Source organism: Minwuia sp. IMCC3009 (assembly GCF_029909415.1).
Classification (GTDB): Bacteria; Pseudomonadota; Alphaproteobacteria; order Minwuiales; family Minwuiaceae; genus Minwuia.
Genome location: NZ_CP123781.1, coordinates 3,609,639 through 3,633,012, shown reverse-complemented (window position 1 = coordinate 3,633,012; position 23,374 = coordinate 3,609,639). Strand labels below are relative to the sequence as shown.

General features: G+C 66.0%; 22 protein-coding genes. 11 read left to right on the top strand and 11 right to left on the bottom strand.

The features are described 5' to 3' along the window. Positions 1-6: 6 nt before the first annotated feature. On the bottom strand, positions 7-702 hold the full coding sequence (locus QGV55_RS16980; RefSeq protein WP_281019453.1) for a hypothetical protein: 696 nt from the start codon (positions 700-702) through the stop codon (positions 7-9). A gap of 20 nt (positions 703-722) precedes the next feature. After that, positions 723-1,574, bottom strand: a complete 852-nt coding sequence (locus QGV55_RS16975) for an FkbM family methyltransferase (RefSeq protein ID WP_281019454.1) — start codon at positions 1,572-1,574, stop codon at positions 723-725. A 96-nt stretch (positions 1,575-1,670) separates the two neighbouring features. Between QGV55_RS16975 and QGV55_RS16970 the strand changes: the two genes are divergently transcribed. The 6 genes from QGV55_RS16970 (at position 1,671) to QGV55_RS16945 (ending at position 9,360) form a co-directional block, all read left to right on the top strand. Further along, complete coding sequence (locus tag QGV55_RS16970) at positions 1,671-2,891, top strand: serine hydrolase domain-containing protein (protein ID WP_281019455.1); 1,221 nt, start codon at positions 1,671-1,673, stop codon at positions 2,889-2,891. A gap of 95 nt (positions 2,892-2,986) precedes the next feature. Continuing rightward, a complete protein-coding gene (locus tag QGV55_RS16965; protein WP_281019456.1) occupies positions 2,987-3,622 on the top strand; it encodes a hypothetical protein in 636 nt (211 codons plus the stop codon). A gap of 107 nt (positions 3,623-3,729) precedes the next feature. Next, complete coding sequence (gene trpS / locus QGV55_RS16960) at positions 3,730-4,731, top strand: tryptophan--tRNA ligase (protein WP_281019457.1); 1,002 nt, start codon at positions 3,730-3,732, stop codon at positions 4,729-4,731. Between the two features lie 106 nt (positions 4,732-4,837). Next, complete coding sequence (locus QGV55_RS16955; protein ID WP_281019458.1) at positions 4,838-5,842, top strand: DUF2333 family protein; 1,005 nt, start codon at positions 4,838-4,840, stop codon at positions 5,840-5,842. Positions 5,843-6,133: 291 nt separating this feature from the next. Beyond that, entirely contained in the window at positions 6,134-6,622 is a 489-nt protein-coding gene (locus tag QGV55_RS16950) for a universal stress protein (RefSeq protein WP_281019459.1), read from the top strand. A 92-nt stretch (positions 6,623-6,714) separates the two neighbouring features. After that, entirely contained in the window at positions 6,715-9,360 is a 2,646-nt protein-coding gene (locus QGV55_RS16945; RefSeq protein ID WP_281019460.1) for a hypothetical protein, read from the top strand. An 85-nt stretch (positions 9,361-9,445) separates the two neighbouring features. On the opposite strand, the gene QGV55_RS16940 is transcribed toward QGV55_RS16945, so the two are convergent. Continuing rightward, complete coding sequence (locus tag QGV55_RS16940) at positions 9,446-9,757, bottom strand: hypothetical protein (RefSeq protein WP_281019461.1); 312 nt, start codon at positions 9,755-9,757, stop codon at positions 9,446-9,448. Positions 9,758-9,862: 105 nt separating this feature from the next. Here QGV55_RS16940 and QGV55_RS16935 point away from each other — a divergent pair, with 105 nt between their 5' ends. The 5 genes from QGV55_RS16935 to QGV55_RS16915 all read left to right on the top strand — a co-directional run bounded on the left by QGV55_RS16935 (position 9,863) and on the right by QGV55_RS16915 (position 12,401). Further along, a complete protein-coding gene (locus tag QGV55_RS16935; protein ID WP_281019462.1) occupies positions 9,863-10,327 on the top strand; it encodes a MaoC family dehydratase in 465 nt (154 codons plus the stop codon). Then, entirely contained in the window at positions 10,324-10,782 is a 459-nt protein-coding gene (locus QGV55_RS16930) for a MaoC family dehydratase (RefSeq protein WP_281019463.1), read from the top strand. Before QGV55_RS16935 ends, QGV55_RS16930 begins: the two co-directional genes overlap by 4 nt. 46 nt (positions 10,783-10,828) lie before the next feature. Beyond that, a complete protein-coding gene (locus QGV55_RS16925; protein WP_281019464.1) occupies positions 10,829-11,506 on the top strand; it encodes a dienelactone hydrolase family protein in 678 nt (225 codons plus the stop codon). 132 nt (positions 11,507-11,638) lie between these two features. Continuing rightward, positions 11,639-11,863, top strand: coding sequence for a DUF4170 domain-containing protein (locus QGV55_RS16920; protein WP_281019465.1), 225 nt, complete (start codon positions 11,639-11,641; stop codon positions 11,861-11,863). 22 nt (positions 11,864-11,885) lie between these two features. Further along, positions 11,886-12,401 (top strand): O-acetyl-ADP-ribose deacetylase, encoded by a 516-nt coding sequence (locus QGV55_RS16915; RefSeq protein ID WP_281019466.1) that lies wholly within the window; start codon positions 11,886-11,888, stop codon positions 12,399-12,401. A 10-nt stretch (positions 12,402-12,411) separates the two neighbouring features. Here QGV55_RS16915 and glcF read toward each other — a convergent pair whose 3' ends face one another. From glcF to recF, 8 genes are all read right to left on the bottom strand, one after another. After that, the gene (gene glcF / locus QGV55_RS16910) at positions 12,412-13,728 is read right to left on the bottom strand and encodes a glycolate oxidase subunit GlcF (RefSeq protein ID WP_281019467.1); all 1,317 of its coding nucleotides are present in this window, start codon (positions 13,726-13,728) and stop codon (positions 12,412-12,414) included. 3 nt (positions 13,729-13,731) lie between these two features. Next, positions 13,732-14,979, bottom strand: a complete 1,248-nt coding sequence (gene glcE / locus QGV55_RS16905) for a glycolate oxidase subunit GlcE (protein WP_281019468.1) — start codon at positions 14,977-14,979, stop codon at positions 13,732-13,734. A gap of 268 nt (positions 14,980-15,247) precedes the next feature. Further along, on the bottom strand, positions 15,248-16,735 hold the full coding sequence (locus tag QGV55_RS16900; RefSeq protein ID WP_281019469.1) for an FAD-linked oxidase C-terminal domain-containing protein: 1,488 nt from the start codon (positions 16,733-16,735) through the stop codon (positions 15,248-15,250). An 86-nt stretch (positions 16,736-16,821) separates the two neighbouring features. Next, complete coding sequence (locus tag QGV55_RS16895; RefSeq protein ID WP_281019470.1) at positions 16,822-17,448, bottom strand: HAD family phosphatase; 627 nt, start codon at positions 17,446-17,448, stop codon at positions 16,822-16,824. 43 nt (positions 17,449-17,491) lie between these two features. Then, positions 17,492-17,617: a type B 50S ribosomal protein L36 gene (ykgO, locus tag QGV55_RS16890; RefSeq protein WP_281019471.1), complete on the bottom strand. Its 126-nt coding sequence runs from the start codon at positions 17,615-17,617 to the stop codon at positions 17,492-17,494. A 183-nt stretch (positions 17,618-17,800) separates the two neighbouring features. Then, on the bottom strand, positions 17,801-19,723 hold the full coding sequence (locus QGV55_RS16885) for a PBP1A family penicillin-binding protein (RefSeq protein WP_281019472.1): 1,923 nt from the start codon (positions 19,721-19,723) through the stop codon (positions 17,801-17,803). Positions 19,724-19,768: 45 nt separating this feature from the next. Further along, complete coding sequence (gene gyrB / locus QGV55_RS16880; protein ID WP_281019473.1) at positions 19,769-22,204, bottom strand: DNA topoisomerase (ATP-hydrolyzing) subunit B; 2,436 nt, start codon at positions 22,202-22,204, stop codon at positions 19,769-19,771. Positions 22,205-22,228: 24 nt separating this feature from the next. Next, positions 22,229-23,317, bottom strand: a complete 1,089-nt coding sequence (recF, locus tag QGV55_RS16875) for a DNA replication/repair protein RecF (RefSeq protein ID WP_281019474.1) — start codon at positions 23,315-23,317, stop codon at positions 22,229-22,231. Between the last annotated feature and the right edge of the window lie 57 nt (positions 23,318-23,374).

Genomic DNA, 23,374 nt, shown 5'->3' with positions numbered 1-23,374 from the left:
CGCGGCTCAGAGCTGGCCGGTCAGGAACCGCGCCGCCCAGCGACCGAAGCGGGCGTTCTCCGGCGATTCTGCAAGCGACCGGCGGGCCTGGGTGACGATCTCGGCCGGCAGGGTCTCGACGGCCCGGAAGTCCAGCAGGTCCCGGGTGAAGGGCACCTTGAATTCCGGGTGAAACTGGGCGGTGGCGACCGGTTCGGCATAGCGCACCACCCCGATGGGGCAGAAGTCATTGCCGCCGAGCACCTGTGCGCTGTCCGGCAGGCTGAGCACCTGATCCTGATGAAAGACGATCATGCCGATCTCCGGCACGCCGTCGCCCAACTCAATGCGATAGCTCTGTCGCCCGACCCCCCAGCCGCGGGCTGACTTCTCCGCATGTCCGCCGAGCGCCTCCGCCGCGATCTGGTGACCGAAACAGATGCCCACCTGCGGTACGTCCGCTGCCGCCGCCTGTCGGATGAACTGCTTCAGCGGTCCGATCCAGGGCAGATCGTCATAGACGCCATGCTTCGAGCCGGTGATGACATAGCCGTCGAACTCCGACGGTCTGTAGGGCAGCTCACCGTCGACCACCGGGATGCCGGTGAAGGAGGCGCCCGGCATTGCCGGGTGCAGCCATTCGGCCATCAGGGCCGGGTAGTCGCCATAGGTCGCCTCGATCGGTTCCGGCAGGCGACCGGTTTCCAGGATACCAATGCGCATGGCCCAGATTCCCGTGCTGGTCAGTGGCGTTGCATGATTGCGTTCAGGCGGGTGCGCCCGACGGTGGTGTAGCCGTTCGCCGCGCACAGGCGGACGACAGGCGGACTGTCCTCTCCCTTGCCCGCCTCGACGATCAGGGTCCGGGGCCAGAGGGATTCGGGTGCTGTTTCGAACATGCCGCGCAGCGCCGCCTCGTCATGCCCCTCCAGATCAACCTTCATGGCGTCGATGCGGCTGACGCCATAGCGGTCGCAGATCCGGTCCAGCGGCAGGATCTCGAAACCACCGTCCCCGGCGGCATCGCTCGCCGCCACCTGGTTCTCGCCCCGGTTGTTGCCATGCTCGACAATCGTGCCGCGTCCGGCCTCGGCCCCGACCGCGACCGGGGCGACCGTCACATTGTCCGCGCCCGAGGCGGCCAGGTTGGCCAGCAGTCGCGCCCGGGTCACCGGGTCCGGCTCGACGGCAAGCACCTGCAGCTTCCGGCCCGCAGTCCGGGCGCTGGCCACCATCCAGAGACTGTAGAGCCCGACATTGGCCCCCAGGTCGGCAAAGACGAACGGTTCGCTGTCCGATTCTCGCAGGGCGGCGGCAAGGGCCGCACGTTCCCGATGGTCATAGAACTGCGCGCCGGTCAGCACCCGCTTCTCGCAGCGGTTGGTGCCGGGCCGCAGCCGCGCCCGGATGCCGGGGAAGATCTCCGCGTCGATCGGATCTTCCGGGCCGCGACTGACGATGCGGCGGATCAGGGAACTGAGGGCGCGGCCGGCGCGATTGGCCGGCAGATGCGCCGTGGCGCCCCTCAGGCGCTCCATCGGGGCGGACAGGCGATAGGTGCCGAACGGGGGCTCCATTTCGTGAATGTCGGCCATGTCTCGAACCCCGCAGGCTTGAAGGTGCGCGCACGCGCTTTTCCGTTTACATACGATGAATGCAGCCGGTTGGCGAGATCAGGGGAGACAGAGCACATGGAAGCAATCAGAAGCCCGGAACAGGTCGGTTTCAGCAGCCAGCGACTGGCGCGGATCCGGCCCTGGATGGATGGATACGTGAACGCGGGCAAGCTGCCCGGTGCCATGACCGTCATCGCCCGTCATGGCCAGATCGCCTATGCCGACTGGACCGGCAAGCGGGATGTGGAGGCGGACAGGCCCTGGGAGGCGGACACGCTGCTGCGCATCTATTCCATGTCGAAGCCGATCTGCTCCGTCGCGCTCATGATGCTGTTCGAGGAGGGGCGGTTCCATCTGGATGACCCGGTGGCGCGCTTCCTGCCCGAATTCGCCGACGTGAAGGTGCTGGTGAAGGGCGCGACCGCACTGGATCAGGTGGAGGACTGCCGGGAGCCGCTGACGGTCCATCACCTGCTGACCCATACCTCCGGCTTCACCTACGGGTTCAACGGCGGTGTGCTGGGCGACGCCTACACGGCGGGCAAGATCGACTTCGGCCCGAAGCGGGGCGGTGGTCTGGCCCCGATGGTGAAGGAACTGGCGAAGTACCCGCTGGCGTTCCAACCCGGCAGCCGCTGGAACTACGGCGTTTCGACGGATGTGGTCGGCCGCCTGGTGGAGGTCATCTCCGGCCAGAGCCTGGACGCGTTCCTGACCAGTCGCATCTTCGAGCCGCTGGGCATGTCGGAAACCGGCTTCGGTGTGCCGGAGGACAAGGTGGACCGTTTCGCCGCGCTCTACACACCGAACGAGGACAACTCCATGAAGCTGCTGGAGAAGCCCGACCAGAGCGTGTTCCTGCGCCGCGACGGCATGACCTTCTCCGGCGGTGGCGGACTGATCTCCACCGCCGTGGATTACCTGAAGTTCGTCGAGATGCTGCGCTGCAAGGGCCGCTTCGGGGAGGAACGGCTTCTGGGCCCGCGCACGGTCGATTTCATGGCATCGAACCATCTGCCGGGTGACCTGGCCAGCATGGGCCAGCCGGTGTTCTCCGAAGTCTCCTTCGCCGGTGTCGGTTTCGGCCTCGGGTTCTCGGTGACCCTGAATCCGGCGATCAGCCAGAACATGGGCAGCGTCGGCGACCACGGCTGGGGCGGCATGGCCTCCACGGCGTTCTGGGTCGATCCGGTGGAGGACATGGTGGTGATGTACATGACCCAGCTTGTGCCCTCCAGCCACTACCCGATCCGCAAGGAGCTGCGTGCGCTGGTGCATCAGGCGCTGATCGATTGAGGATGGGGGCAGACTTACTGCCCTTAAGGCCGCGTTAAGCATGTCGGGGTGAAGATGCCGCCGGTTCCCACCACCGGACGGATCATCACCCCGCCATGTCTGACGCACTCGAACAGTTCCGCACCCCCGCGCTGAAGAACAGCCTGCTGGCCGTTGCCTGGTTCGAGGCCAAGGGGACGGAGGCGGGCCGGCGCATTCCGCCGCGCAAGATGCAGATGCTGCTTTATATCGCGCAGGCGCTCTATGCCGCCGTGAACGGCTGCCGCCTGCTGATGCCGAGCGTGTTCGTCGCCAGCACCATGGGGCCGCAGGACCCGAACCTCTACGACATTCTGGAGAATGCGAAGGACCTGCCGATGCCGAAGGAACTGGAGCCGCGCGCGGAAGCCTGCCTGACGCTGGTCTGGCGGCGCTTCGGCGGCATGGGTGTCGACGAACTGGACAATTTCATTGCCCACGACGGGGTGATGGAGGAGGCGCTGCAGACCGCCACCGGCGCCATCCTGCCGCTGCCGGCCCTGGCGGACGCCTATCGCCGGTCGATGATCGAACCTGCCCAGGCCGAGCAGGCGTCGCGCGCAAGGACCGGTCAGGTGATCGAGAACACACCGATCTCTGCGCCGATCCCGGAGCCGATCCCTGAACAGGAAGGCCTGCCCGACAACGTGCCGCGCATGACCATGGGCGGCAAACCGGTCAGGCGCTGGGCCCCGAAACGCCGGGTCTACTGAGGCAATCCGCAGGCGTGCCCCGCCGTATCAACCTCTCGCTGTTGCCATGTCCGCTTGAAACGGTCTAAAGCACCCGCTCCGCAACCGTTTCTGAACGAGACCTGATCATGAGCAAGGGCCGCATCTTTTCCGGCGTGCAGCCGACCGGCAATCTTCATCTGGGCAACTACCTGGGGGCGATCCGCAACTTCGTCCCGCTGCAGGACGATTACGACTGCATCTATTGCGTCGTCGACATGCATGCGATCACGCTCTGGCAGGATCCGGCGGAGCTGAAGGCCCAGACGCGGGAAGTCGCCTCGGCCTACCTGGCCGCGGGCATTGATCCGGCGCGCTCCATCGTCTTCAACCAGAGCCAGGTCAGCACCCACGCCGAACTGGCCTGGATCTTCAACTGTGTCGCCCGCATGGGCTGGCTCAACCGCATGACCCAGTTCAAGGAGAAGGCGGGCAAGCACAAGGAAAATGCCTCCGTCGGCCTGTTCGTCTATCCGAACCTGATGGCGGCGGACATCCTGACCTACCGCGCGACGCATGTGCCGGTAGGCGATGACCAGCGGCAGCATCTGGAGCTGTGCCGCGACATCGCGCAGAAGTTCAATCACGACTTCGGGCAGGAGTTCTTCCCGATCACGGAGCCGCTGATCCTGGGTGCCGCGACCCGCGTGATGAGCCTGCGCGACGGCAAGGCGAAGATGTCGAAGTCCGACCCGTCGGACAATTCGCGCATCAATGTCACCGATGATGCCGACACAATCGCGCGCAAGATCCGCAAGGCCAAGACCGACCCGGAACCGCTGCCGGAAAGCAAGGACGGGCTGGCCGAGCGGCCGGAAGCCGACAACCTGATGGGCATCTACGCCGCCCTGTCCGACACCAGCAAGGAAGCGGTGGTGGCGGAGTTCGCCGGGCAGCAGTTCAGCACCTTCAAGCAGCAGCTCGCCGATCTGGCGGTCGCCCGCATGGGGCCGATCGGGGCGGAGATGCAGCGCCTGATGGCTGCGCCGGATCATGTGGACGCCATCCTGCGGGACGGCGCGGAACGGGCGGAGGCGCTGGCCCGACCGATCCTGAATCAGGTGAAGGATATTGTCGGCTTCTTGCGGTAGCGCGCGCTGACCCCATCTGCAACGATGACAGGCACGCCGCGAGGCGGCGGCGATTTGCCCGTGGTTTGCAGCCCGGCAATGTTCCGGACGAGAGAGGCAGGATTTCATGCGAGAGCTTGGTGACGACCCCGCAGACCGTATTGTCGGTGAGGACCGTCCGAAGCTGAAGGGCGGTACCGGGCGCAGCATCGTGCGCCGCACCTGGAAGCCGCTGGGCGTCGCCATCCTGCTGTTTGCCGCGCTCTACTATCCGGTCGGCAGCCTGATGATCCAGAACGTCTCCGACGATGTGGACTACAGGGTCGAGCCGGTGGATGTGCCCTCGGGTGGCTCGCGTGTGGTTGGCACCATCGCCGCGCTGCTGGATCGGGAAGTGAACCAGAACTGGTGGACGCCGAACGATCCCTGGTTCCTGCCCTCCGCCGCGCTGGACAACATGCCCAACTTCCAGCTTGGCGTGCTGGAGGCGAGCAACCGCCTGACCATCGAACTGGTGGACCAGCTCGGACGGGTGCGCGGCTCCTCTGCCGCGGACGAGGATCTGAAGGAAGCGCGCAGCAAGCTCAGCATCTCAGGCACCAAGTGGACCTGGAATCCTTCCGTGTCGCTGATGCCGACGACGCCGGCTGAGTCGGAATATCGCGCCGCGATCCGCCATCTGCGCAACTACAACACCCGCCTGGCGGCCGGCAGCGCCGTGTTCGACCGCCGGGTGGACAACCTGCAGGTCACGATCGAACGGTTTGCCACTGACCTGGGGGCGGCCAGCCAGGCCATCGATGACCATGTGCGGGAGAACAGCGGCGGCTTCCTGCCCGACTTTCAGGTCGATGACGAGTTCTACCGCATCAAGGGCAAGAGCTACGCCTATTACCTGTTCCTGCGCGACCTCGGCTACGACTTCGATGGTGTCCTGGCAGAACGGAACCTGACCCGTCCATGGGCGGAGATGCTGGGCGTGATGCGCCGCCTCGCGGACCTGAACCCGCTGATTGTCCAGAACGGGTCGCCGGACGGCATGGTGGTGCCCAACCACCTGCTGAACCAGGGTTTCTATCTGCTGCGGGCCCGGACCAAGCTGAAGGAAATCTCCAATATCCTTCTGAAGTGATACGTCTGCGGACCCGATAGCCATCTATGGTCCCCGGCCATCCCTCTCCCCCTCCCGACCACCCAACAGGATAATCCCGTGGGTGGTCGGGAGGGGGAGAGGGATGGCCGAGGTCAACAAACGCCTCCCGAGAGGGATGGCCGGGACCGCCAACAACTCCCGAGAGGGCAGGCCGGGGACCGCAAACGACTTCCGCAAATTCCGCCGGGCTGGCGCTGGTCCCTGAATTCTGAAAGACTCACCTGATCGTTCACAATCGTGCAGCATTTACATGCATCCGAGTCGCCGCCGATGAGCAGTGAGAATACCGAGCACAAGCCACGCCACTTCCTGGTGGTCGTCGATGACACGCCGGAGTGCCGCAAGGCCCTGCGTTTCGCCGCCCGTCGGGCGCATTCGGTGGACAATGGCGGCGTCATGCTGCTGCGCGTGACCGAGCCGCCGGACTTCCAGCACTGGATGGGGGTCGGTGAACTGATGCGGGAGGAAGCGCGTCAGGAAGCCGAGTCGCTGATGACCGATCTTGCCGCCCAAGTGCAGCGTGACACCGGCATGATGCCCCAGTTCATCATTCGGGAGGGCAGCCTGCGGGAGGAAGTCTCCCGTGTGATCACCGAGGACGAGTCCGTGCGTATCCTGGTGCTCGGCGCTTCCGCCGAATCATCCGACCCGGGTCCCCTGGTACGTGCCTTTGCCGGTGAGATGTCGGGATCGCTGCGTATTCCGGTGACCATCGTGCCGGGAACCCTGACCACGGAACAGATCGACCAGCTGAGCTGACCCGGGCACCGAACTTAAGGTTCTGTTAATCCGCGGCTGCTTGAATGACCGGTGGAAGTCTGTCTTCACAACGGATTCAACGGGCGCGCCCCATGGTCGGCATATTCAACAACAACGACAATACCCGGACGTTCACGCCGATCAGCATCGGCAATGATCTGTTGCTGGGGTCGATGAATGCCCGGCTCAGCCAGCAGCAGATCGCCAACTTCACCGCTCCCCGCCAGTCCACCGGCAGCGCATTCGGCCCTGATGTGATCGCCCCCTGGGACCGTCCCGAATCGTCGCTGACGCTGCCGGAAGGGCTGGGGGAGCAACTGGCGCGTTCGCCGCTGTTCAGCCGCAATGACCCCGATGTGCTGACGAGCGGCGGCAACGAGACCAGCGAGAACCTGTTCAGGCTCTGGAAGGGCCTGAAGAAGATGCAGGAGCTGGCGAACTTCGCCCTCAGCGACAGCCGTGCGGAGCGTCTGCTGCCGCAGCTCGACACGCAGTTCGGTCGCTACGAAGCGGAAGTGAAGTCGTTCCTGGAGGCGAGCAGCTTCGACAAGGTGAATGTGCTGCACGGCCCCCTGAACACCAAGGTCGAGACCGACGCGCGCATCCCCCGCGACAAGTCGGTCTACGAGGGACGGCTGCAGTTCTCCTCCACCGACCAGGTGGTTGAGGGGCTGGAGAGTGGCGCGCGGTTCAACATCAATATCGTCAAGAGCGACGATACCAGCATCGATATCGCCATCGACCTGGCCGACATGGGCACGACGGAGAAGACGGTCGCGAACATCGTCAACCACGTCAACGAACAGCTTGAGGCGGCCGAGGTCACTACCCGGTTCCGGACCAACCGCGACGACGATGGCCGCATCGGGATGAAGATCGAACGCTCCATTCTGGAGACCGTCAATCTCAGCCCGGTGGACGCGGAAGCCGCAGTCTACGTCAGCGGAATCTCCGGCGACGGTGAATTTGCCAAGGCGTCGCTGCGCAAGTTCACGGATATTGCCGCCACGCCGATGCAGAACTTCGACGTGAAACAGGAAGTGACCGACGGTGTGTCGGCGGCCCGCGCCACGGCGCTGGGCCCCAATGGCGAGGTCTATACCCTGGGCACGACCACCGGCGACGTCGGCGGGCAGGTCGTGGGTGGGGAGCAGGACGTGTTCCTGACCCGTCATGATGCGGCGGGCAACGAGGTCTGGCGCCGTCTGGTGGGGGCGTCGAGCTCGGCCGACGGGCTGGGTCTGGCGGTTGCGGCGGATGGCTCCATCGCCATTTCCGGCAAGGTCGATTCGCCGCTGACCGAAGGTTCCCCCGACAACGGCATCAACAGTTTCGTCACGCTCTATGATGCGGACGGCGAGGCGCAGTGGACCCGCAACACCGGTCCCGCCGCCGTGGACTCCGCCTTCGCGGTCGAATTCGACGATGTGACCGGTGACGTGATCGTCGTTGGCGCCACCGCAGGCCCGATCAGCGGGCAGACCCACAATGGCGGTCAGGACGCCTATGTCTCCCGCCTTTCGGCCAGCACCGGCAACCTGGTGGAACAGATCCAGTTCGGTGACGCAGGCGACGAGATCGCGACCGCGGTGACCGTGAAGGACGGCGTCATCCATGTTACCGGACAGGACAATTCGCAGGGCTTCCTGAAGACGTTCGATGTCGATGATCTCGCATCCGGTCCGATCCTGGACGTGGCGATCGGCGATGCGGGCGAGACCACGCGTGCGGCGGCGATCGAGGTCAATGACTCCGGCCAGATCTTCATCGCCGGGAACACGACCGACGCGACCTTCACGGGCGCGGGCGTCGACGGGCGGCTGACCCACTCGGGCAGCAGCGATGCCTTCGTCGCGCGCTTCGACGGGACCACCGGGGCCATGGACTTCGGTGCCTATGTCGGCAGCACCGGCGCCGACAAGGCGCAGGGCCTGGCCCTGTCCGGTGGGGAGATCTACCTGGTGGGCCAGACGCAGGGTGACCTGCAGGGCAACACGCTGATCGGATCACAGGACGGCTTTCTGGCCCGCCTGGACGCCAACGGTGCGCCGCTGTCGGTCACGACCACCAGCGGCATCAACGGCCATGCGGAACTGAATGGCATCACGGTCGATGACAGTGGTGACTCCGTCCTGACCAAGCTTGGTCTCGGTCACGGCGACATCGGTGACCTGGGCTCCCTGACCGTGACATCGAACAGCGCCGTGCGGCCCGGCATGTCCTTTACCCTGGCCATCGGTGACGGCCCGGAACGCAGCATCGAGATCGAGGCGGATGATTCCATTCGCTGGGTCGCGTTCCAGATGAACCGCATTCTGGGAAATGACGGTATCGCCGAGGTCAAGAAGGACGGTGATTCCGAGTTCCTGCGCATCACGGCCAAGGGCGACAAGGAAGTGAGGATCGGCGGCGGGCCGGAAGGTTTCGACGCGCTGCCCGGACTCGGCCTGCGTGAAGGCTCGATCTTCGGCAAGGAAGTGAAGGACGACAAGAGCTTCTTCGCGCTGGGTTTCGGCTTCGTCGACCTGTCCAGTCGCGAACGCGCCGAGGAAGCCCGCGACCACCTGGGCTTCACCCTGCAGCAGGTGGAGAAGGCCTTCGAGTTCCTGCAGGAGGAGGAAAAGGATCCGCTGGCCAAGCGCCGCCTGGAAGCCGCCCTCTCCCAGCCCCCGGCACACCTGCAGAAACAGATCGCATCCTATCAGGCGGCCCTGTTCCGCCTCACCGGACAGGGTTAAGGGCCGGATTGGTCTTCTGATTGTCGCCGACCCCGGCCAGCCCTCCGAGAGGGGAGGTGCGGTCCAAGAACGTTCTCCCCCGCCGCTACAGCTTCCTGAACAGCTTGTGATGCCGCTCGAACGTGTGCGGGCGCACTTCGCCGGGCCAGCGGCCCTGCTCCACCGCTTTACCCCAGGCATCGCTTGCCAGCACGTCGGGTGAGTCGATCTCGTACAGGGCGGTCCAGGTCGGGGCCTCGACGGCCACGTCCTTCAGTTCGCCGCCGATACTGACCTTGAAGTCCTGCGCCTTCATGCGGGTCACCTTGCGCACGCCCGGCACCTTCAGCAGCAGGGGCACATGCTCCGTGTCATAGACCTCGTTGAACAGGTCTTCCTTGTCTGGTGCCACATCCATGCTCACCTGAAATACGTACCCACCGCTCATCGCCGGTCCCCCTGTTGTGGAATTCGTGTAACTGTGACCGCGCTGGACAGGCAACGCAATGATGGTGGGGAGCTGATGCGATACTGGGAAGACATGGTGGTGGGGGAGAGCTTCGTTGCGGGACCGCATGAAGTGACGGAGGAAGCGGTGCTGCGTTTCGCCGGCAAGTTCGATCCGCAATATTTCCATCTGGATGCCGAGGCGGCGAAGGATGGCCCCTTCGGCACGCTGACCGCCTCCGGCTGGCACTCGGCCTCCATCGCCATGCGGCTGATGGTGAAGGGCATGCTGTCGGAGCTGGACAGCCAGGGCGCGCCGGGGGTGAAGCTCTGCCGCTGGCTGCGGCCCGTGACCCCGGGCATGCGGCTTTCCCTGCACACCGAACTGCTGGACAAGTATCTGCCGAAGAGCCGCAACGACATCGGCTTCTGCAGCGTGCGTCATTTCCTGCGCACGGAGGACGGTACCGACGTGTTGCGCATGGAGAACGTGTTCATGGTCGGTCGGCGTGGTGACGGGCAGGAAGGAGCATCGGCATGAGCCGCTGGTTCGAGGATATCGAGGTTGGTCAGGTGTCGGAAACCGACAGCTACACCATGACGAAGCAGGAGATCATCGAGTTCGCCACCGAGTTCGATCCTCAGCCCTTCCACATGGACGAGGAAGCCGCGAAGCAGAGCGTGTTCCGCGATCTCTGCGCCTCCGGCTGGCACACGGCAGGCATCCTGATGCGGTTGCAGGTGCTGTCGCGCGGCGGCGATGACGGCGGCTCCATGGGGTCGCCCGGCTTCGACGACCTGCGCTGGCTGAAACCGGTGCGCCCCGGCGATACCCTGCGGGTGCGCAGTACCTGCGTGGAGAAGACGCCCTCGCGGTCCCGGCCGGATCGTGGCTCCGCCGTCTTCCTGGCTGAAGTGATCAACCAGAAGGATGAGGTGGTGATGGATGCGCGTCTGATCGGTATCATCCGCAAACGCGAAGCCGGTCCTGCGTGAAGCCGGCACGAACGAGAGCCAGGAATGAAACCCGGGGGGAACGAGCATGGGCGACTGGATCAGACTGACGGCTGAGGATGGCCATTCCTTCGACGTCTATCGCGCGGCACCGGAAGGCAAGCCGAGAGGCGCGGTCGTTGTGGTGCAGGAGATATTCGGGGTCAATCCGCACATCCGGAATGTCACCGATGGCTATGCGGAGGCGGGCTATCTGGCGCTGGCCCCGGCGATCTATGACCGGGTCGAGCCGGGGCTGGAGTGCGGCTATACCCCCGAGGACATCGCCAGGGGGCGGGACTGGCGCGCGGCCTGCGATCTGGACAAGGTCATGCTGGACCTGTCCGCGACGGTCGATGAGGCGGGCAAGTCGGGCAAGGTCGGCATGGTCGGATACTGCTGGGGCGGGACGCTGACCTTCGTTTCCGCCTGCCGTCTGGCCCCGCGCCTGAGCGCCGCCAGCGGCTATTACGGTGGCCAGATCATGCCGCATATCGCGGAGCAGCCGGGGGCGGCGACCATGCTGCACTTCGGCGAACTCGACAAGTCGATCCCGCTGGACGATGTGGAGGCGATCCGCGCCGCCCATCCGGAGGTGGAGGTCTTCGTCTACAAGGGTGCCGGCCACGGCTTCAATTGTGACCATCGGGCCGATCACCACCCGACCCACGCCGCCACGGCGCTGAAGCGGACACTGGACCTGTTCGCGAAGCACCTTGGCAGTTGAACCGCCTGAAAGTCGCCCCGGCCCGTTCCCCGGTTTCGGTTGCATGGCGCGCCTGTCGCGCCTAACCATGGGGCAGGGAAGAACACGCGCAACGGGCTGACGGAACCAGGCCAGCCTCGGAGGACAAGGCCAATGAGCCGACAGGATCTCTATCTCGTATTCGGCGGCACCCTGCTGGACCCGCGTGAGAATGTGCTCGCGGACCCGGACAATGTCGAAGTTGCCGGAATCTACTCGACCTACGACAAGGCACTGAATGCATGGCGCAGCCGCAGCCAGGCGAACGTCGATGATGCCTATGTCCGCTATTTCATCGCGCCGCTGCACCGGTTGATGCACCCCGACGAAGGCGCCTGACCGGCACGGAGGCAACCGGACCATGCGGCTGGAGGTAGTGGACAGCGACATTACCCGGCTGCATGTCGATGCCGTGGTGAATGCCGCCAACGAGACCCTGCTGGGTGGTGGTGGTGTCGATGGCGCGATCCATGCTGCTGCCGGGCCGGAACTGCTGGAGGCCTGCCGTCTGATCGGTGGCTGCCCCACCGGCCAGGTGCGCCTGACGGACGGATTCCGGCTGCCCGCGCGCCACATCATGCATACGGTCGGCCCTGTCTGGCAGGGCGGTGAGGCGGGGGAGCCGGAACTGCTGGGCCAGTGCTATCAGCGCTGCATGGAACTGGCGGTATCGCGCCGCTTTCGCTCCATCGCCTTTCCGGCGATTTCCACCGGCGTCTATGGCTATCCCCTGCGCAAGGCGGCCCAGATCGCCGTCGGGACCGTGCTGGATTTCCGCAAGGTGAAACACGCGCCGACGCGCATCACCTTCTGCTGCTTCGGCAGGGAAGCCACGGATGTCTACAGCCTGACCCTGGCCGAAATGGGCTCCGCCTGACGCCGCGGCTTCAGACCGAGACAGCCTTCTCCAGCGCCGCAGGCTTCGGCCCGCCAGTGGCCCAGTCCAGCAGTTCCGCCGTATGGACCACCGGCACGTCGGTGCCACCGCCAAGCTGGGTCATGCAGCCGATGTTGCCGGCGGCGATCACGTCGGGCCTGGTGCGGGCGATGTTGGCCAGCTTGCGGTCCTTCAGCTTCTCCGCGATCTCCGGCTGCATGATGTTGTAGGTGCCGGCGGAGCCGCAGCAGAGATGTGGCTCGGCGGGTTCGCTGACCCGGAACCCGGCGGCGCGCAGCAGTGTCTTCGGCGGATCCAGCACCCGCTGGCCATGCCGCAGTGAACAGGCGGAATGGTAGGTCACATTCAGGTCCTCGGGCGCAACCAGACCCTCCGGCAGACCGATCTGGTCCAGCAGTTCCGTGATATCGACGGTCAGGTCTGAAACCGCCTTTGCCTCGGCCGCGCAATCCGGCTCGTTGCGCAGCATGAAGCCATAGTCCTTCACGGTGGTGCCGCAGCCGGAGGCGTTGATGACAATGGCATCCAGGCCGTCGCCCTCGATCTCCCGCGTCCAGGCACGGATGTTGGCGCGGGCCGAGGCGAAGGCCGATTCCTCATGCCCCATGTGATGCGTCAGCGCCCCGCAGCACCCGGCGCCGCGCGCCACCACGACTTCGCAGCCCAGCCGGGTCAGCAGTCGGATGGAGGCTTCGTTGATCGCCGGGTTCAGCACCTGCTGGGCACAGCCGGTCATCAGGGCCACCCGCCGCTTGCGCTCCCCCTCCGCCGGGAAGGTCTGTGGCCGGTCCATCGGGGAGGGGCTGTGCAGGTCAGCGGGGGCCAACCGCAGCATCGCCCCCATTCGGCCGCCGAACATGCCGCCCAGCAGCCCGGCCAGCGGACGGGACAGCCAGGCGCCGATCAGGGCCAGCCGGAACCGCCCCGGATGCGGCAGGATCTCCGCCAGCACGGCGCGCAGGAAGCGGTCGGACCTGGGGCGTTCGTGATTTTCCTCGATATGGGCGCGGGCATGATCGACCAGATGCATGTAGTGCACGCCGGAGGGGCAGGTGGTCATACAGGACAGGCAGGACAGGCAGCGGTCCACGTGATGCACCACCTCCGGTGCCGGTGCCCCGCCGGTCTCCAGCATCTCCCGGATCAGCCAGATGCGCCCGCGCGGGCTGTCGCGTTCGTCGCCCAGAGTGACGTAGGTCGGACAGGTCGCAGTGCAGAAGCCGCAATGCACGCAATTGCGCAGGATCTCGTTGGACCGGGCGATACCCGGATCGGCAAGCTGAGCCTCGGTGAAGCGTGTCTGCATCGTTCAGACCCCCTCCACCATGCGGCCCGGATTCAGAACGCCGCGCGGATCGAAACCGTCCTTGATGCGCTTCGTCAGGGCGGCGAGCGGTGCAGGCTGCGGCTGAAACACCGGAATGCGCGCGCGCAGGTCCGCCGCACCCCGGATCAGCGTGGCATGGCCGCCATCCATGGTGCTGCGGATGCAGTCGACGCCGCCATCCTCCGCCCCCGGCTCCAGCGCCAGCCAGAGCTGTCCCCCGGCCCAGTCCATCAGGCCCCGGCCCGGCACCTGGTCGAGGATGCCGGTCATCGTGCGCGCGCCGTCCGTAGGCGTCACCGACAGCCGCCAGAGCGGATTGCCGGCGACGGTCTCTCCATCCAGCAGGGGGGAGACATCGCGCACTTCCCGCCAGAAGGTGATGGAGCGATGGGTATGCAGTTCCTCGATGCCCTGAGGTCTGGCGCCCTCAACGGCGGCAAGCATGGTCTTCAGCGCGGTGGCCCGATGGGTGACGGACGGTGCCGGTCCCTCCAGGCGGATGGCGGTGACGCTGGCTCCGGCCCCGGAGATGAAATCGACGGCGCTGCGTGCCGCAACCTCTGTCGGCAGGTGACAGAGACCGGATACGTCATGGGGCGACCCGGCGGCGTCCGCCATCGCCTGCACGGCCTGTTCCGCCGACAGGCCAAAGGCCAGCACGGTCCAGATCTTCTCGGCCCGTGGCAGGACCTTGAAGGTGACTTCGGTCATGGCGGCCAGGGTGCCGAAGCTGCCGCACATCAGCTTGCAGAGGTCATACCCGGTGACGTTCTTCACCACCCGCCCGCCGGACTTGAAGATCTCGCCACGCCCGGAAACCCCCCGGAATCCCAGCAGGTGATCGCGTGCCGACCCGGCCCTGAAACGACGCGGCCCGGCCAGGTTGCAGGCAAAGACGCCGCCGATGCTGCCATCCGTCACCGCGTTGGCCTGCAGATGCCCCATGTGCGGTGGCTCGAACGCCAGTTCCTGGTTCTCCGCCGCCAGCGCCGCCTCGATCTCCGCCAGCGGGGTCGCGGGTCCGGCGCTCATCACCAGTTCATCGGGCTCATACATGCGGATGCCGCTGAAACCGGAAAGGTCCAGCAGTCCGGCGGTCTGCATCGCCCGCCCGAACCCGCGTTTCGATCCGCGCCCGATCAGCTCCAGCGGCTGTTCGGCAGCAATCGCATGGGCCAGCACCTCCGCCAGATGCTCCTCCGACCCCGGCTTGAAATCCTGTCCGCTCATCTGGTGGAAATCCCTGGCAGGTATCGCGAACCTGCCCCACGCTGATTCTGTCCCGCGAGAGAGAATGCGGAAGTGCTCGGATGACGCCGTCCGCGCCCCTTCCCCCTTGACGGGGGAAGGTCGGGAAGGGGGTGCGGGGCCGTTGTCGCGGGCTTGGAGGCCAATCCTGGAACGCCGGGCTTCCCCCCCACCTCGATCCTCCCCCGCCAGGGGGGAGGAGGAAGGGCGGCAACGGAGCCACCGGTGTGCTTCATACCGGACCTGTTCATCAGAAGCGCGGCAGGTCGGGGAAGGGCATCTGGCCCCGGTGAATGTGCATCCGGCCCAGCTCCGCGCAGCGGTGCAGGGTGGGGAAGACCTTGCCCGGGTTCAGCAGGCCGTCGGGGTCGAAGGCGCATTTCAGGCGCTGCTGCTGGTTCAGGTCCACCTCCGTGAACATCTCCGGCATCAGGTCGCGCTTCTCCACGCCGACGCCATGCTCGCCGGTCAATACTCCGCCCACCTCGACGCAGAGCCTCAGGATATCGGAGCCGAACTCCTCCGCCCGCTCCAGCTCTCCCGGTGCGTTGGCATCATAGAGGATCAGGGGATGCAGGTTGCCGTCGCCGGCATGAAACACGTTCGCGACTCCGAGACCGTACTTCTCCGACATTTCCGACATGCGCTTCAGCACCAGGGGCAACTGGCGGCGCGGGATGGTGCCGTCCATGCAGTAATAGTCGGGGGAGATGCGACCGACAGCGGGGAAGGCGGCCTTGCGCCCGGCCCAGAAGTTCATCCGCTCCGCCTCGGTCTCGCTGACCCGGACAGAGACCGCGCCGCACGCCGTGCAGATGCCGCTGACGACCTCCGTCAGATGATCGACCTCCGCCTCCGGGCCGTCCAGTTCGATGATCAGGATGGATTCCACATCCAGCGGATAGCCTGCATGGCAGAAGGCCTCCGCCGCGTGGATGGCGGGCCGGTCCATCATCTCCATGCCCGCCGGAATGATCCCGGCGCCGATGATGCGCCCGACGCAGTCGCCGCCCTGCTCCACGGTCGGAAAGCCGACCAGCAGCGCCCGCACGGTCTCCGGCTTGCGCAGGATGCGCACGGTGACTTCCGTCACCACGCCCAGTAGCCCCTCCGACCCCGTCATGATGCCCAGCAGGTCATAGCCCTCCGCATCCAGGTGCTTGCCGCCGATGCGCAGGATCTCGCCGTCGATGGTCACCATCTCGATGCCGAGGATGTTGTTGGTGGTCAGGCCGTACTTCAGGCAGTGCACGCCGCCGGAATTCTCCGCCACATTGCCGCCGATGGAACAGGCGATCTGGCTGGAGGGATCGGGGGCGTAGTAGAAACCCTCCCCCTCGACCGCCTGGGTGATGGCCAGGTTGGTGACGCCGGGCTGCACCGTGGCGGTGCGGTTGTCGTAATCGATCTCCAGCACCCGGTTGAACTTCCCCAGTCCCAGCAGCACCCCGTCCGCCAGCGGCAGCGCGCCGCCGGACAGCGAGGTGCCGGAACCGCGCGGCACCACCTTGACGCCCCAGTCCCTGCAGAGCTTCAGGATGCGGCTGACCTCCTCCGTGGTCTCGGGCAGCACGGCGATCATCGGCGGCTGGCGATAGGCGGTCAGCCCGTCACTCTCGAAGGCCTTCAGGGTTGCCTCGTCCACGATGACATGAGCGTCGGGCAGGAAATCACGGAATGCGGCGACCAGGTCGCTCCGGCGCGCAATCGTCGCCTCGTCCGGTTTCGGCATCTGCATGGAACTGCCCCCCGTTCTTCATTGCTGCGCCGGATTCATTCCGGTCCGCTTGCGCGGGGACCGCAACGCCAGTCGCTTTCGGAGCGTTATAGCAGACCGTGCTGGCGCAGGCAGTCATTCAGTGCATCAGGTGCCGTGAAGGTATGGACGTGATAGCCCAGCGCCGCCGCCGTGGTGGTGTTGCGCGGACTGTCATCGACGAACAGTGTCCGTGCGGGGTCCAGCCCATGGGTCTGCTGGCAGATCTCGAAGATCCGGGGATCGGGCTTTGCCACCTTCACGCGACCGGAGACGGTGATGCCGCGGAACCGTGACAGGAACGGCAGCCGTTCCTCCGCGTGGTGGAAGGTCTCCGCAGACCAGTTCGTCAGGGAATAGAGGGGAACGTCGCGGGCGTGAAGCGCCTCCAGCAAGGCGACGGAGCCATCGATCGGGCCCTTCATGGTCTCCGGCCAGCGGTGCCAGAAGGCCTCGATCTCTTTCCTGTACCAGGGATGCTGGTCGGCGAGCGCGGCGACATTGTCGGGGAAGGATTCGCCTGCGTCGTGGCGTACGTTCCAGGCCCCGTTGCAGACATGCGTCAGGAACCAGTCCATCTCATGTGGCCGGTTCCGGAAAAGCTTGCTGTAGAGGTAGCGCGGGCTCCAGTCGACCAGCACATTGCCCAGATCGAACAGGACGGTGTCAGGCCGGGTGGTTGCCTGGTCAGTCATGGCCTGCAATCACATCCGGTCCGGTCGGCCCACGCGTGGGCAATCAGCCCTGGCGCGCCTTCATGCGCGGATTGCGCTTGTTGATGACGTAGAGCCGACCCTTGCGACGGATCAGGCGATTGTTGCGGTCGCGCGAACGCAGCGACTTCAGCGAATTGACAACTTTCATCGTACTCTCTCAATGCTTGGCGTGCTGGTTCCACAGCGGCCTTCCTGTCGCGGCCATGCCCGTTCTTCCGGCTGGCCAACAGGACGGGAACCTGCCCCCGAAACCCGAGCGCCGGTTGATAAGGGCTGGGGGGGTGGCTGTCAAGCCAGTGGCCGAAATGTTCGTTTCCCTGCATTCCTCGCGTCAGGGGGATTCAATCTTGTAGTCCTCCGCTGCGGGGCCTTCCTGCCGCTGGCGGCGCGCACCGGCTTCGAACAGCCGTTCCAGCCGCCCCCAGAGGCCGCCGCCATCACCGTCCTGCCCGGCGGGTTTCGTCCGGTCGTCACCGAGGCTCAGGAAGCCGCGTTCCGGTGCGGCGGGCAGGAGCTTGACGGGCAGCCCGCGGTGGGCGGACAGCATGGTGCTGCGCCAGATCTCCGCCGGTATTCCCGAACCGAAGACATTGCGGGTCGGGCTGTCATTGTCATTGCCGACCCAGACCGCGCCGACGAGGTCCGCGGTATAGCCGACGAACCAGGCGTCACGGTTGTCCTGGCTGGTGCCGGTCTTGCCCCCTGCAGGCCGGTCGATGCCCGCCTTCCGCCCGCTGCCGCGCGTGATGACGGCCTGCATCATCTGGTTCATCTCCCCCACCACGCGGGCGCCAAGTGCAACGCCCAGGCCATCGCCTTGCCTTTGCCAGACGCGGTTTCCGCTGCCATCGTCGATCCGGGTGATCAGATGTGGCACCACCGCTCGACCCCCGTTCGCCAGCGGTGCGAAGGCACCGGCCATGGCCAGCGGCGTCACCTCGGAGGTGCCGAGAACGATGGAGGGATTGTCGGGCAGATCCTCGTTGATCCCGAGCCGGCGCGCCATCTCGATGGCCCTGTCCCAGCCGACTTCGCGCGCCAGCCAGACCGTGCCCGCATTCACCGAGCGCACCAGCGCCTCCGTCAGGGTGATGCGGCCCAGGTAGACATCGCGGGTATTGGCCGGTCGCCAGCCATCGATCTCGATGGGTTCGTCCAGCACCGTGTCCTCGGGGTCGAAGCCGGCTTCCAGCGCTGCGAGATAGAGGAACGGCTTGAAGGCGGAACCCGGCTGGCGGCGGGCCAGGACGGCCCGGTTGAACTGGCTCTCGCCATAGTCGCGACCCCCTACCAGCGCGCGGATCGCGCCGTCCTTCGACAGCACCACGACCGCGCCCTGTTCGACGCGCAGCCGCTTGCCGTTGCGCCGCAGGCTCTCGGTCAGTGCACCGGACGCGGCATCCTGTATCCGCCGGTCGATGGTGGTGTGCACGATGACATCGCCGTCCGGCACGCCGATGAGTTCGCGCACCTCGTCACGGGCGCGGTCGGTGGCATAGCGGATGCCGGTGCCCCGTGGCCGCCCGACCGGAATTGCCGGGGCCGCCAGCACGGCCTTGGCGCGTGCGGCCTCCAGCAGGCCCGCATCCACCATGTTGTTGACCACGATACGCATGCGCTCCGCCGCACCCTGCGGATTGCGCGTCGGGTCATAGCGACTGGGTGCCTTCAGCAGTCCGGCGATCAGTGCCGCCTCCCGCAGGGTCAGATCGGTGGCTGACTTGGCGAAGTAGCGTTCCGCCGCGGCCTCGATGCCATAGGTGCCGGCACCGAAATAGACCCGGTTCAGATACAGCTCCAGAATCTCGTCCTTGCTGAAGCGGCTCTCCAGTCCGATGGCGAGCACGGCCTCCTGCAGCTTGCGCTTCAGGGTCTGTTGCGGGCCGAGATAGAGGTTCTTGGCGAGCTGCTGCGTCAGGGTGCTGCCACCCTGCACCACCCGGCCCGAGGTCAGGTTGATGAAGGCGGCGCGGGCAATGCCCAGCGGATCGATGCCGAAATGGCTGTAGAAGCGCCGGTCCTCCGTCGCGATGACCGCATCCAGGACATGCTGCGGCAGGCGCTCGATCGGCACGGCGCGCGATCCCGGACCGCCATAGATCGCGAGTTCCCTGCCCGTATGGTCAAGGATCGTGACGGTGCCGCCGTTCACGGGGGTGCGCGGTTCCGGCAGGTCGTGCAGCAGGATCACCAGCACGACCACCGCACCGGCCACACCGAGCAGCAGTCCCCATTTCAGAACGCGGCGGATCATGCTGTGGCCCCGAAAGGCGTCATTGCCAACCGCCCTCTGTCCGGATCAGGTGTCCAGGTTCGCCACGGTCAGCGCGTTCTCGCGAATGAAGTCACGGCGGGGTTCGACCACGTCGCCCATCAGGGTGGAGAAGACCTGGTCCGCATCCTCCAGATGCTCGACACGCACCTGCAGCAGGGTGCGGGCCGCCGGATCCAGGGTGGTTTCCCAGAGCTGGTCCGGGTTCATCTCGCCCAGGCCCTTGTAGCGCTGCACGGAGAGGCCGCGACGGCCCGCATCCAGCACGCCCTCGAACAGGCTGGTGGGACCGTGGATCGCGATCTCCTTCTCCTTGATCAGCAGACGGCCAGGCCTGTCGTAGAGGGTCTTCAGCTCGGTGCTGGCATGGGTCAGGTTGCGGGCCTCGCCCGATCCGATCAGGCGGTCATCGATCAGATAGGCTTCCCGAACGCCGCGCAGTTCCCGCTCGAACACCACCGAACCGTCACTGGCGCGTGTGCCGCTCCAGCCCCGTTCATAGTCCGGCGCAAGTGCGTCCAGGCGCGCGGCCACGGTGGCCGCGGCCTCCGTGGCCCTGTCCGGTTCGCCGAAGGAATCCTGGGACAGCGCCCCGGCGATGGCCATCTGTTCGACGATCCAGTCCGGGTATTTCTGGCCCACGGAATCCAGCAGGCGGCGCACCCGCCGTGCCTCCAGCAGCAGTTCCCTGAGTTCCGCACCGCCGTGCTGCACGCCGGCGTGATCGATGAAGACGGCGTCCGTCAGGCCGTTGTCCAGCAGGTAATCCTCGTACTGGCGCTCGTCCTTGCGATAGACGAAGGACCGGCCCTTGGTGATCTTGAACAGCGGCGGCTGGGCGATATACAGGTGCCCGTTCTCGATCAGCTCCGGCATCTGGCGGAAGAAGAAGGTCAGCAGCAGGGTGCGGATATGCGCCCCGTCCACGTCCGCGTCCGTCATGATGATGATCTTGTGGTAGCGCAGCTTGGCGATGTCGAAGTCTTCCCGCCCGATGCCGGTGCCGAGCGCGGTGATCAGCGCCGTGATCTCCGTCGAGCCGAGCATCTTGTCGAAGCGGGCACGTTCCACGTTCAGGATCTTGCCACGCAGCGGCAGCACCGCCTGGTTGCGGCGATGGCGCGCCTGCTTGGCGGAGCCACCGGCGGAGTCACCCTCCACCAGATACAGTTCCGACTCGGTCGGATCCTTCGACTGGCAGTCGGCCAGCTTGCCCGGCAGACCGCCGAGGTCGAGGCCCGTGGGCTTGCGGATGGTTTCCCGCGCCTTGCGTGCCGCCTCACGTGCCGCCGCCGCCTGAACGACCTTCTGGATGATGATCTTCGCTTCGCCCGGGTTCTCCTCGAACCACTGGCCCAGCCCGTCGCCGACCAGCTTCTCGACCGGCGGGCGCACCTCGCTGGAGACCAGCTTCTCCTTGGTCTGGGAGGAGAACTTGGGGTCCGGCACCTTCACCGACAGGACGCAGGACAGCCCCTCGCGCGCGTCGTCACCGATGATGGAGACCTTCTCCTTCTTGGCGATGCCGCTGTTGGCGGCATAGGCGTTCACATGGCGGGTCATGGCGGCGCGAAAGCCGGCCAGATGGGTGCCGCCATCCTTCTGCGGGATATTGTTGGTGAAGCAGAGCACATTCTCGTGGAAGCCGTCGTTCCACTGCAGCGCCGCCTCGACGACAATGCCGTCCCGCTCCGCGCTGACCTTGATCGGGGTGTTGATCAGGGGCGTGCGGTTGCGGTCGATGTACTTCACGAACTCCTCGATACCGCCCTCGTAGTAAAGCTCCACCTTCTTGGTATCGACGTGGCGCTGATCCTCCAGCGTGATCCGCACGCCGGAATTCAGGAAGGCCAGTTCGCGCAGCCTGTGCTCCAGCACGGCGAACTCGAACTCGATGATCTTGAAGGTCTCGGGGCTGGGCAGGAAGCGCACTGTCGTGCCGCTGCGCCCTGCCGCATCACCGCGGATTTCCAGGTCACCCTGCGGCTCGCCGTGATTGAAGCGCAGGAAATGCTCCTTGCCGTTGCGGCGGATGATCAGGTCGAGCTCGGTCGACAGCGCGTTCACCACCGAGACACCGACACCGTGCAGGCCGCCCGAGACCTTGTAGGAGTTCTGGTCGAACTTTCCGCCTGCATGCAGCTGGGTCATGATGACCTGTGCGGCGGAGACGCCCTCCTCCGTGTGGATATCGACCGGAATGCCGCGGCCATTGTCGGCAACGGTGCAGGAACCATCACCGTTCAGCACGACCGACACCGTATCCGCGTGTCCGGCCAGCGCCTCGTCGATGGCATTGTCCACCACCTCGAAGACCATGTGGTGCAGACCCGAACCGTCCTCCGTGTCGCCGATGTACATGCCGGGACGCTTGCGTACCGCATCCAGGCCCTTCAGGACCTTGATGGAATCCGCGTCATAGGCATTCGGCTCGTCGCCGGTCTCGTTCAGTTCGTCACTCATGATCCAACTTTCCTGTCATCCGGCTCAGGCGGGGGTAACCGCTGAGCCATCGATACCGAAATATTGCGCCCGGGTTTCCAGACCGGCGAACAAGGTCCGGTCGGTTCCCGTCAGCCAGGCCTGTCCGCCCAGCACCGCAATCTCGTCGAACAGCGCATTGCGCCTGTCCGCATCCAGATGTGCCGCGACCTCGTCCAGCAACAGCACCGGCACCACGCCACGTTCCGCCTGCTGCATCCGCGCGTCCGCGAGGATGAGCGAGATCAGGAGAGCCTTCTGCTCCCCTGTCGAGCATTGTTCCGCCGCCATGTCCCTGGCGACGTGCCGCACCCGCAGATCGGTGCGGTGCGGGCCGTCCGCTGTCCGGCCAGCGTGGCGGTCCAGCCCGCGACCATCCCGCCAGCGCCGCGTCAGCTCTTCCTCCACCTCGACCGCCGGCCGGGTGGCAAGGGCGTTCTCCGCCAGCCCCTCCAGCGCAATCTCCGCTGCCGGAAAGGCCCCCCGTGTCTGCCGCAGCGCGCCGGAAATGCGCAGCGACCAAGCCCGGCGGGCAGCGGCGATGGCCACGCCATGTTCCGCCATCTGTGCCTCCAGCGCGGTCAGCCAGGCATCATCCGACCGCCCGTCCTTCAGCAGCCGCAGCCGGTCCCGCATGGCCTTCTCGTAGGCATTGGCCCGGGTCGCGTGACCCGGGTCGAAGCCGAAGATCAGCCGATCGACGAACCGCCGCCGTGCCGAGGCACCGTCAAGGAACAGCCGGTCCATCTGCGGTGTCAGCCATGACACCGGGATCAACCCGCCAAGCGCCGCCGGACCTACTGTCTGGCCGTCGATCCGCGCCACCCTGCGTTCCACCCCGTTCTCCACACTCAGCCCCGTACCGATGGCACAGGGGCCAGACGTGGTCTCCGCCTGCGCTGCAATGGCCCAGCGTTCCGCGCCGTTGCGCACCATCTCCGACAGCTTCGCCCGGCGCAGTCCGCGCCCCGGTGACAGCATCGAAACAGCCTCCAGCAGGTTGGTCTTCCCGGCCCCGTTCGGGCCGGTCAGCACCACGGGTCCGATGGCCGGTTCCAGGACGGCGGCGTGATAGGATCGGAAGTCCGTCACCATGAGGCGACACACACCTGCACCGGCGGTGACACGGTCGTCCTCTGCCGTTGCCACCAC

What these genes read in the sequence shown, in the direction of transcription:
- QGV55_RS16980 (WP_281019453.1), bottom strand. Translation starts at nt 702, where the DNA reads ATGCGCATTGGTATCCTGGAAACCGGTCGCCTGCCGGAACCGATCGAG.
- QGV55_RS16975 (WP_281019454.1), bottom strand. Translation starts at nt 1,574, where the DNA reads ATGGCCGACATTCACGAAATGGAGCCCCCGTTCGGCACCTATCGCCTG.
- QGV55_RS16970 (WP_281019455.1), top strand. Translation starts at nt 1,671, where the DNA reads ATGGAAGCAATCAGAAGCCCGGAACAGGTCGGTTTCAGCAGCCAGCGA.
- QGV55_RS16965 (WP_281019456.1), top strand. Translation starts at nt 2,987, where the DNA reads ATGTCTGACGCACTCGAACAGTTCCGCACCCCCGCGCTGAAGAACAGC.
- trpS (WP_281019457.1), top strand. Translation starts at nt 3,730, where the DNA reads ATGAGCAAGGGCCGCATCTTTTCCGGCGTGCAGCCGACCGGCAATCTT.
- QGV55_RS16955 (WP_281019458.1), top strand. Translation starts at nt 4,838, where the DNA reads ATGCGAGAGCTTGGTGACGACCCCGCAGACCGTATTGTCGGTGAGGAC.
- QGV55_RS16950 (WP_281019459.1), top strand. Translation starts at nt 6,134, where the DNA reads ATGAGCAGTGAGAATACCGAGCACAAGCCACGCCACTTCCTGGTGGTC.
- QGV55_RS16945 (WP_281019460.1), top strand. Translation starts at nt 6,715, where the DNA reads ATGGTCGGCATATTCAACAACAACGACAATACCCGGACGTTCACGCCG.
- QGV55_RS16940 (WP_281019461.1), bottom strand. Translation starts at nt 9,757, where the DNA reads ATGGATGTGGCACCAGACAAGGAAGACCTGTTCAACGAGGTCTATGAC.
- QGV55_RS16935 (WP_281019462.1), top strand. Translation starts at nt 9,863, where the DNA reads ATGCGATACTGGGAAGACATGGTGGTGGGGGAGAGCTTCGTTGCGGGA.
- QGV55_RS16930 (WP_281019463.1), top strand. Translation starts at nt 10,324, where the DNA reads ATGAGCCGCTGGTTCGAGGATATCGAGGTTGGTCAGGTGTCGGAAACC.
- QGV55_RS16925 (WP_281019464.1), top strand. Translation starts at nt 10,829, where the DNA reads ATGGGCGACTGGATCAGACTGACGGCTGAGGATGGCCATTCCTTCGAC.
- QGV55_RS16920 (WP_281019465.1), top strand. Translation starts at nt 11,639, where the DNA reads ATGAGCCGACAGGATCTCTATCTCGTATTCGGCGGCACCCTGCTGGAC.
- QGV55_RS16915 (WP_281019466.1), top strand. Translation starts at nt 11,886, where the DNA reads ATGCGGCTGGAGGTAGTGGACAGCGACATTACCCGGCTGCATGTCGAT.
- glcF (WP_281019467.1), bottom strand. Translation starts at nt 13,728, where the DNA reads ATGCAGACACGCTTCACCGAGGCTCAGCTTGCCGATCCGGGTATCGCC.
- glcE (WP_281019468.1), bottom strand. Translation starts at nt 14,979, where the DNA reads ATGAGCGGACAGGATTTCAAGCCGGGGTCGGAGGAGCATCTGGCGGAG.
- QGV55_RS16900 (WP_281019469.1), bottom strand. Translation starts at nt 16,735, where the DNA reads ATGCAGATGCCGAAACCGGACGAGGCGACGATTGCGCGCCGGAGCGAC.
- QGV55_RS16895 (WP_281019470.1), bottom strand. Translation starts at nt 17,448, where the DNA reads ATGACTGACCAGGCAACCACCCGGCCTGACACCGTCCTGTTCGATCTG.
- ykgO (WP_281019471.1), bottom strand. Translation starts at nt 17,617, where the DNA reads ATGAAAGTTGTCAATTCGCTGAAGTCGCTGCGTTCGCGCGACCGCAAC.
- QGV55_RS16885 (WP_281019472.1), bottom strand. Translation starts at nt 19,723, where the DNA reads ATGATCCGCCGCGTTCTGAAATGGGGACTGCTGCTCGGTGTGGCCGGT.
- gyrB (WP_281019473.1), bottom strand. Translation starts at nt 22,204, where the DNA reads ATGAGTGACGAACTGAACGAGACCGGCGACGAGCCGAATGCCTATGAC.
- recF (WP_281019474.1), bottom strand. Translation starts at nt 23,317, where the DNA reads ATGGTGACGGACTTCCGATCCTATCACGCCGCCGTCCTGGAACCGGCC.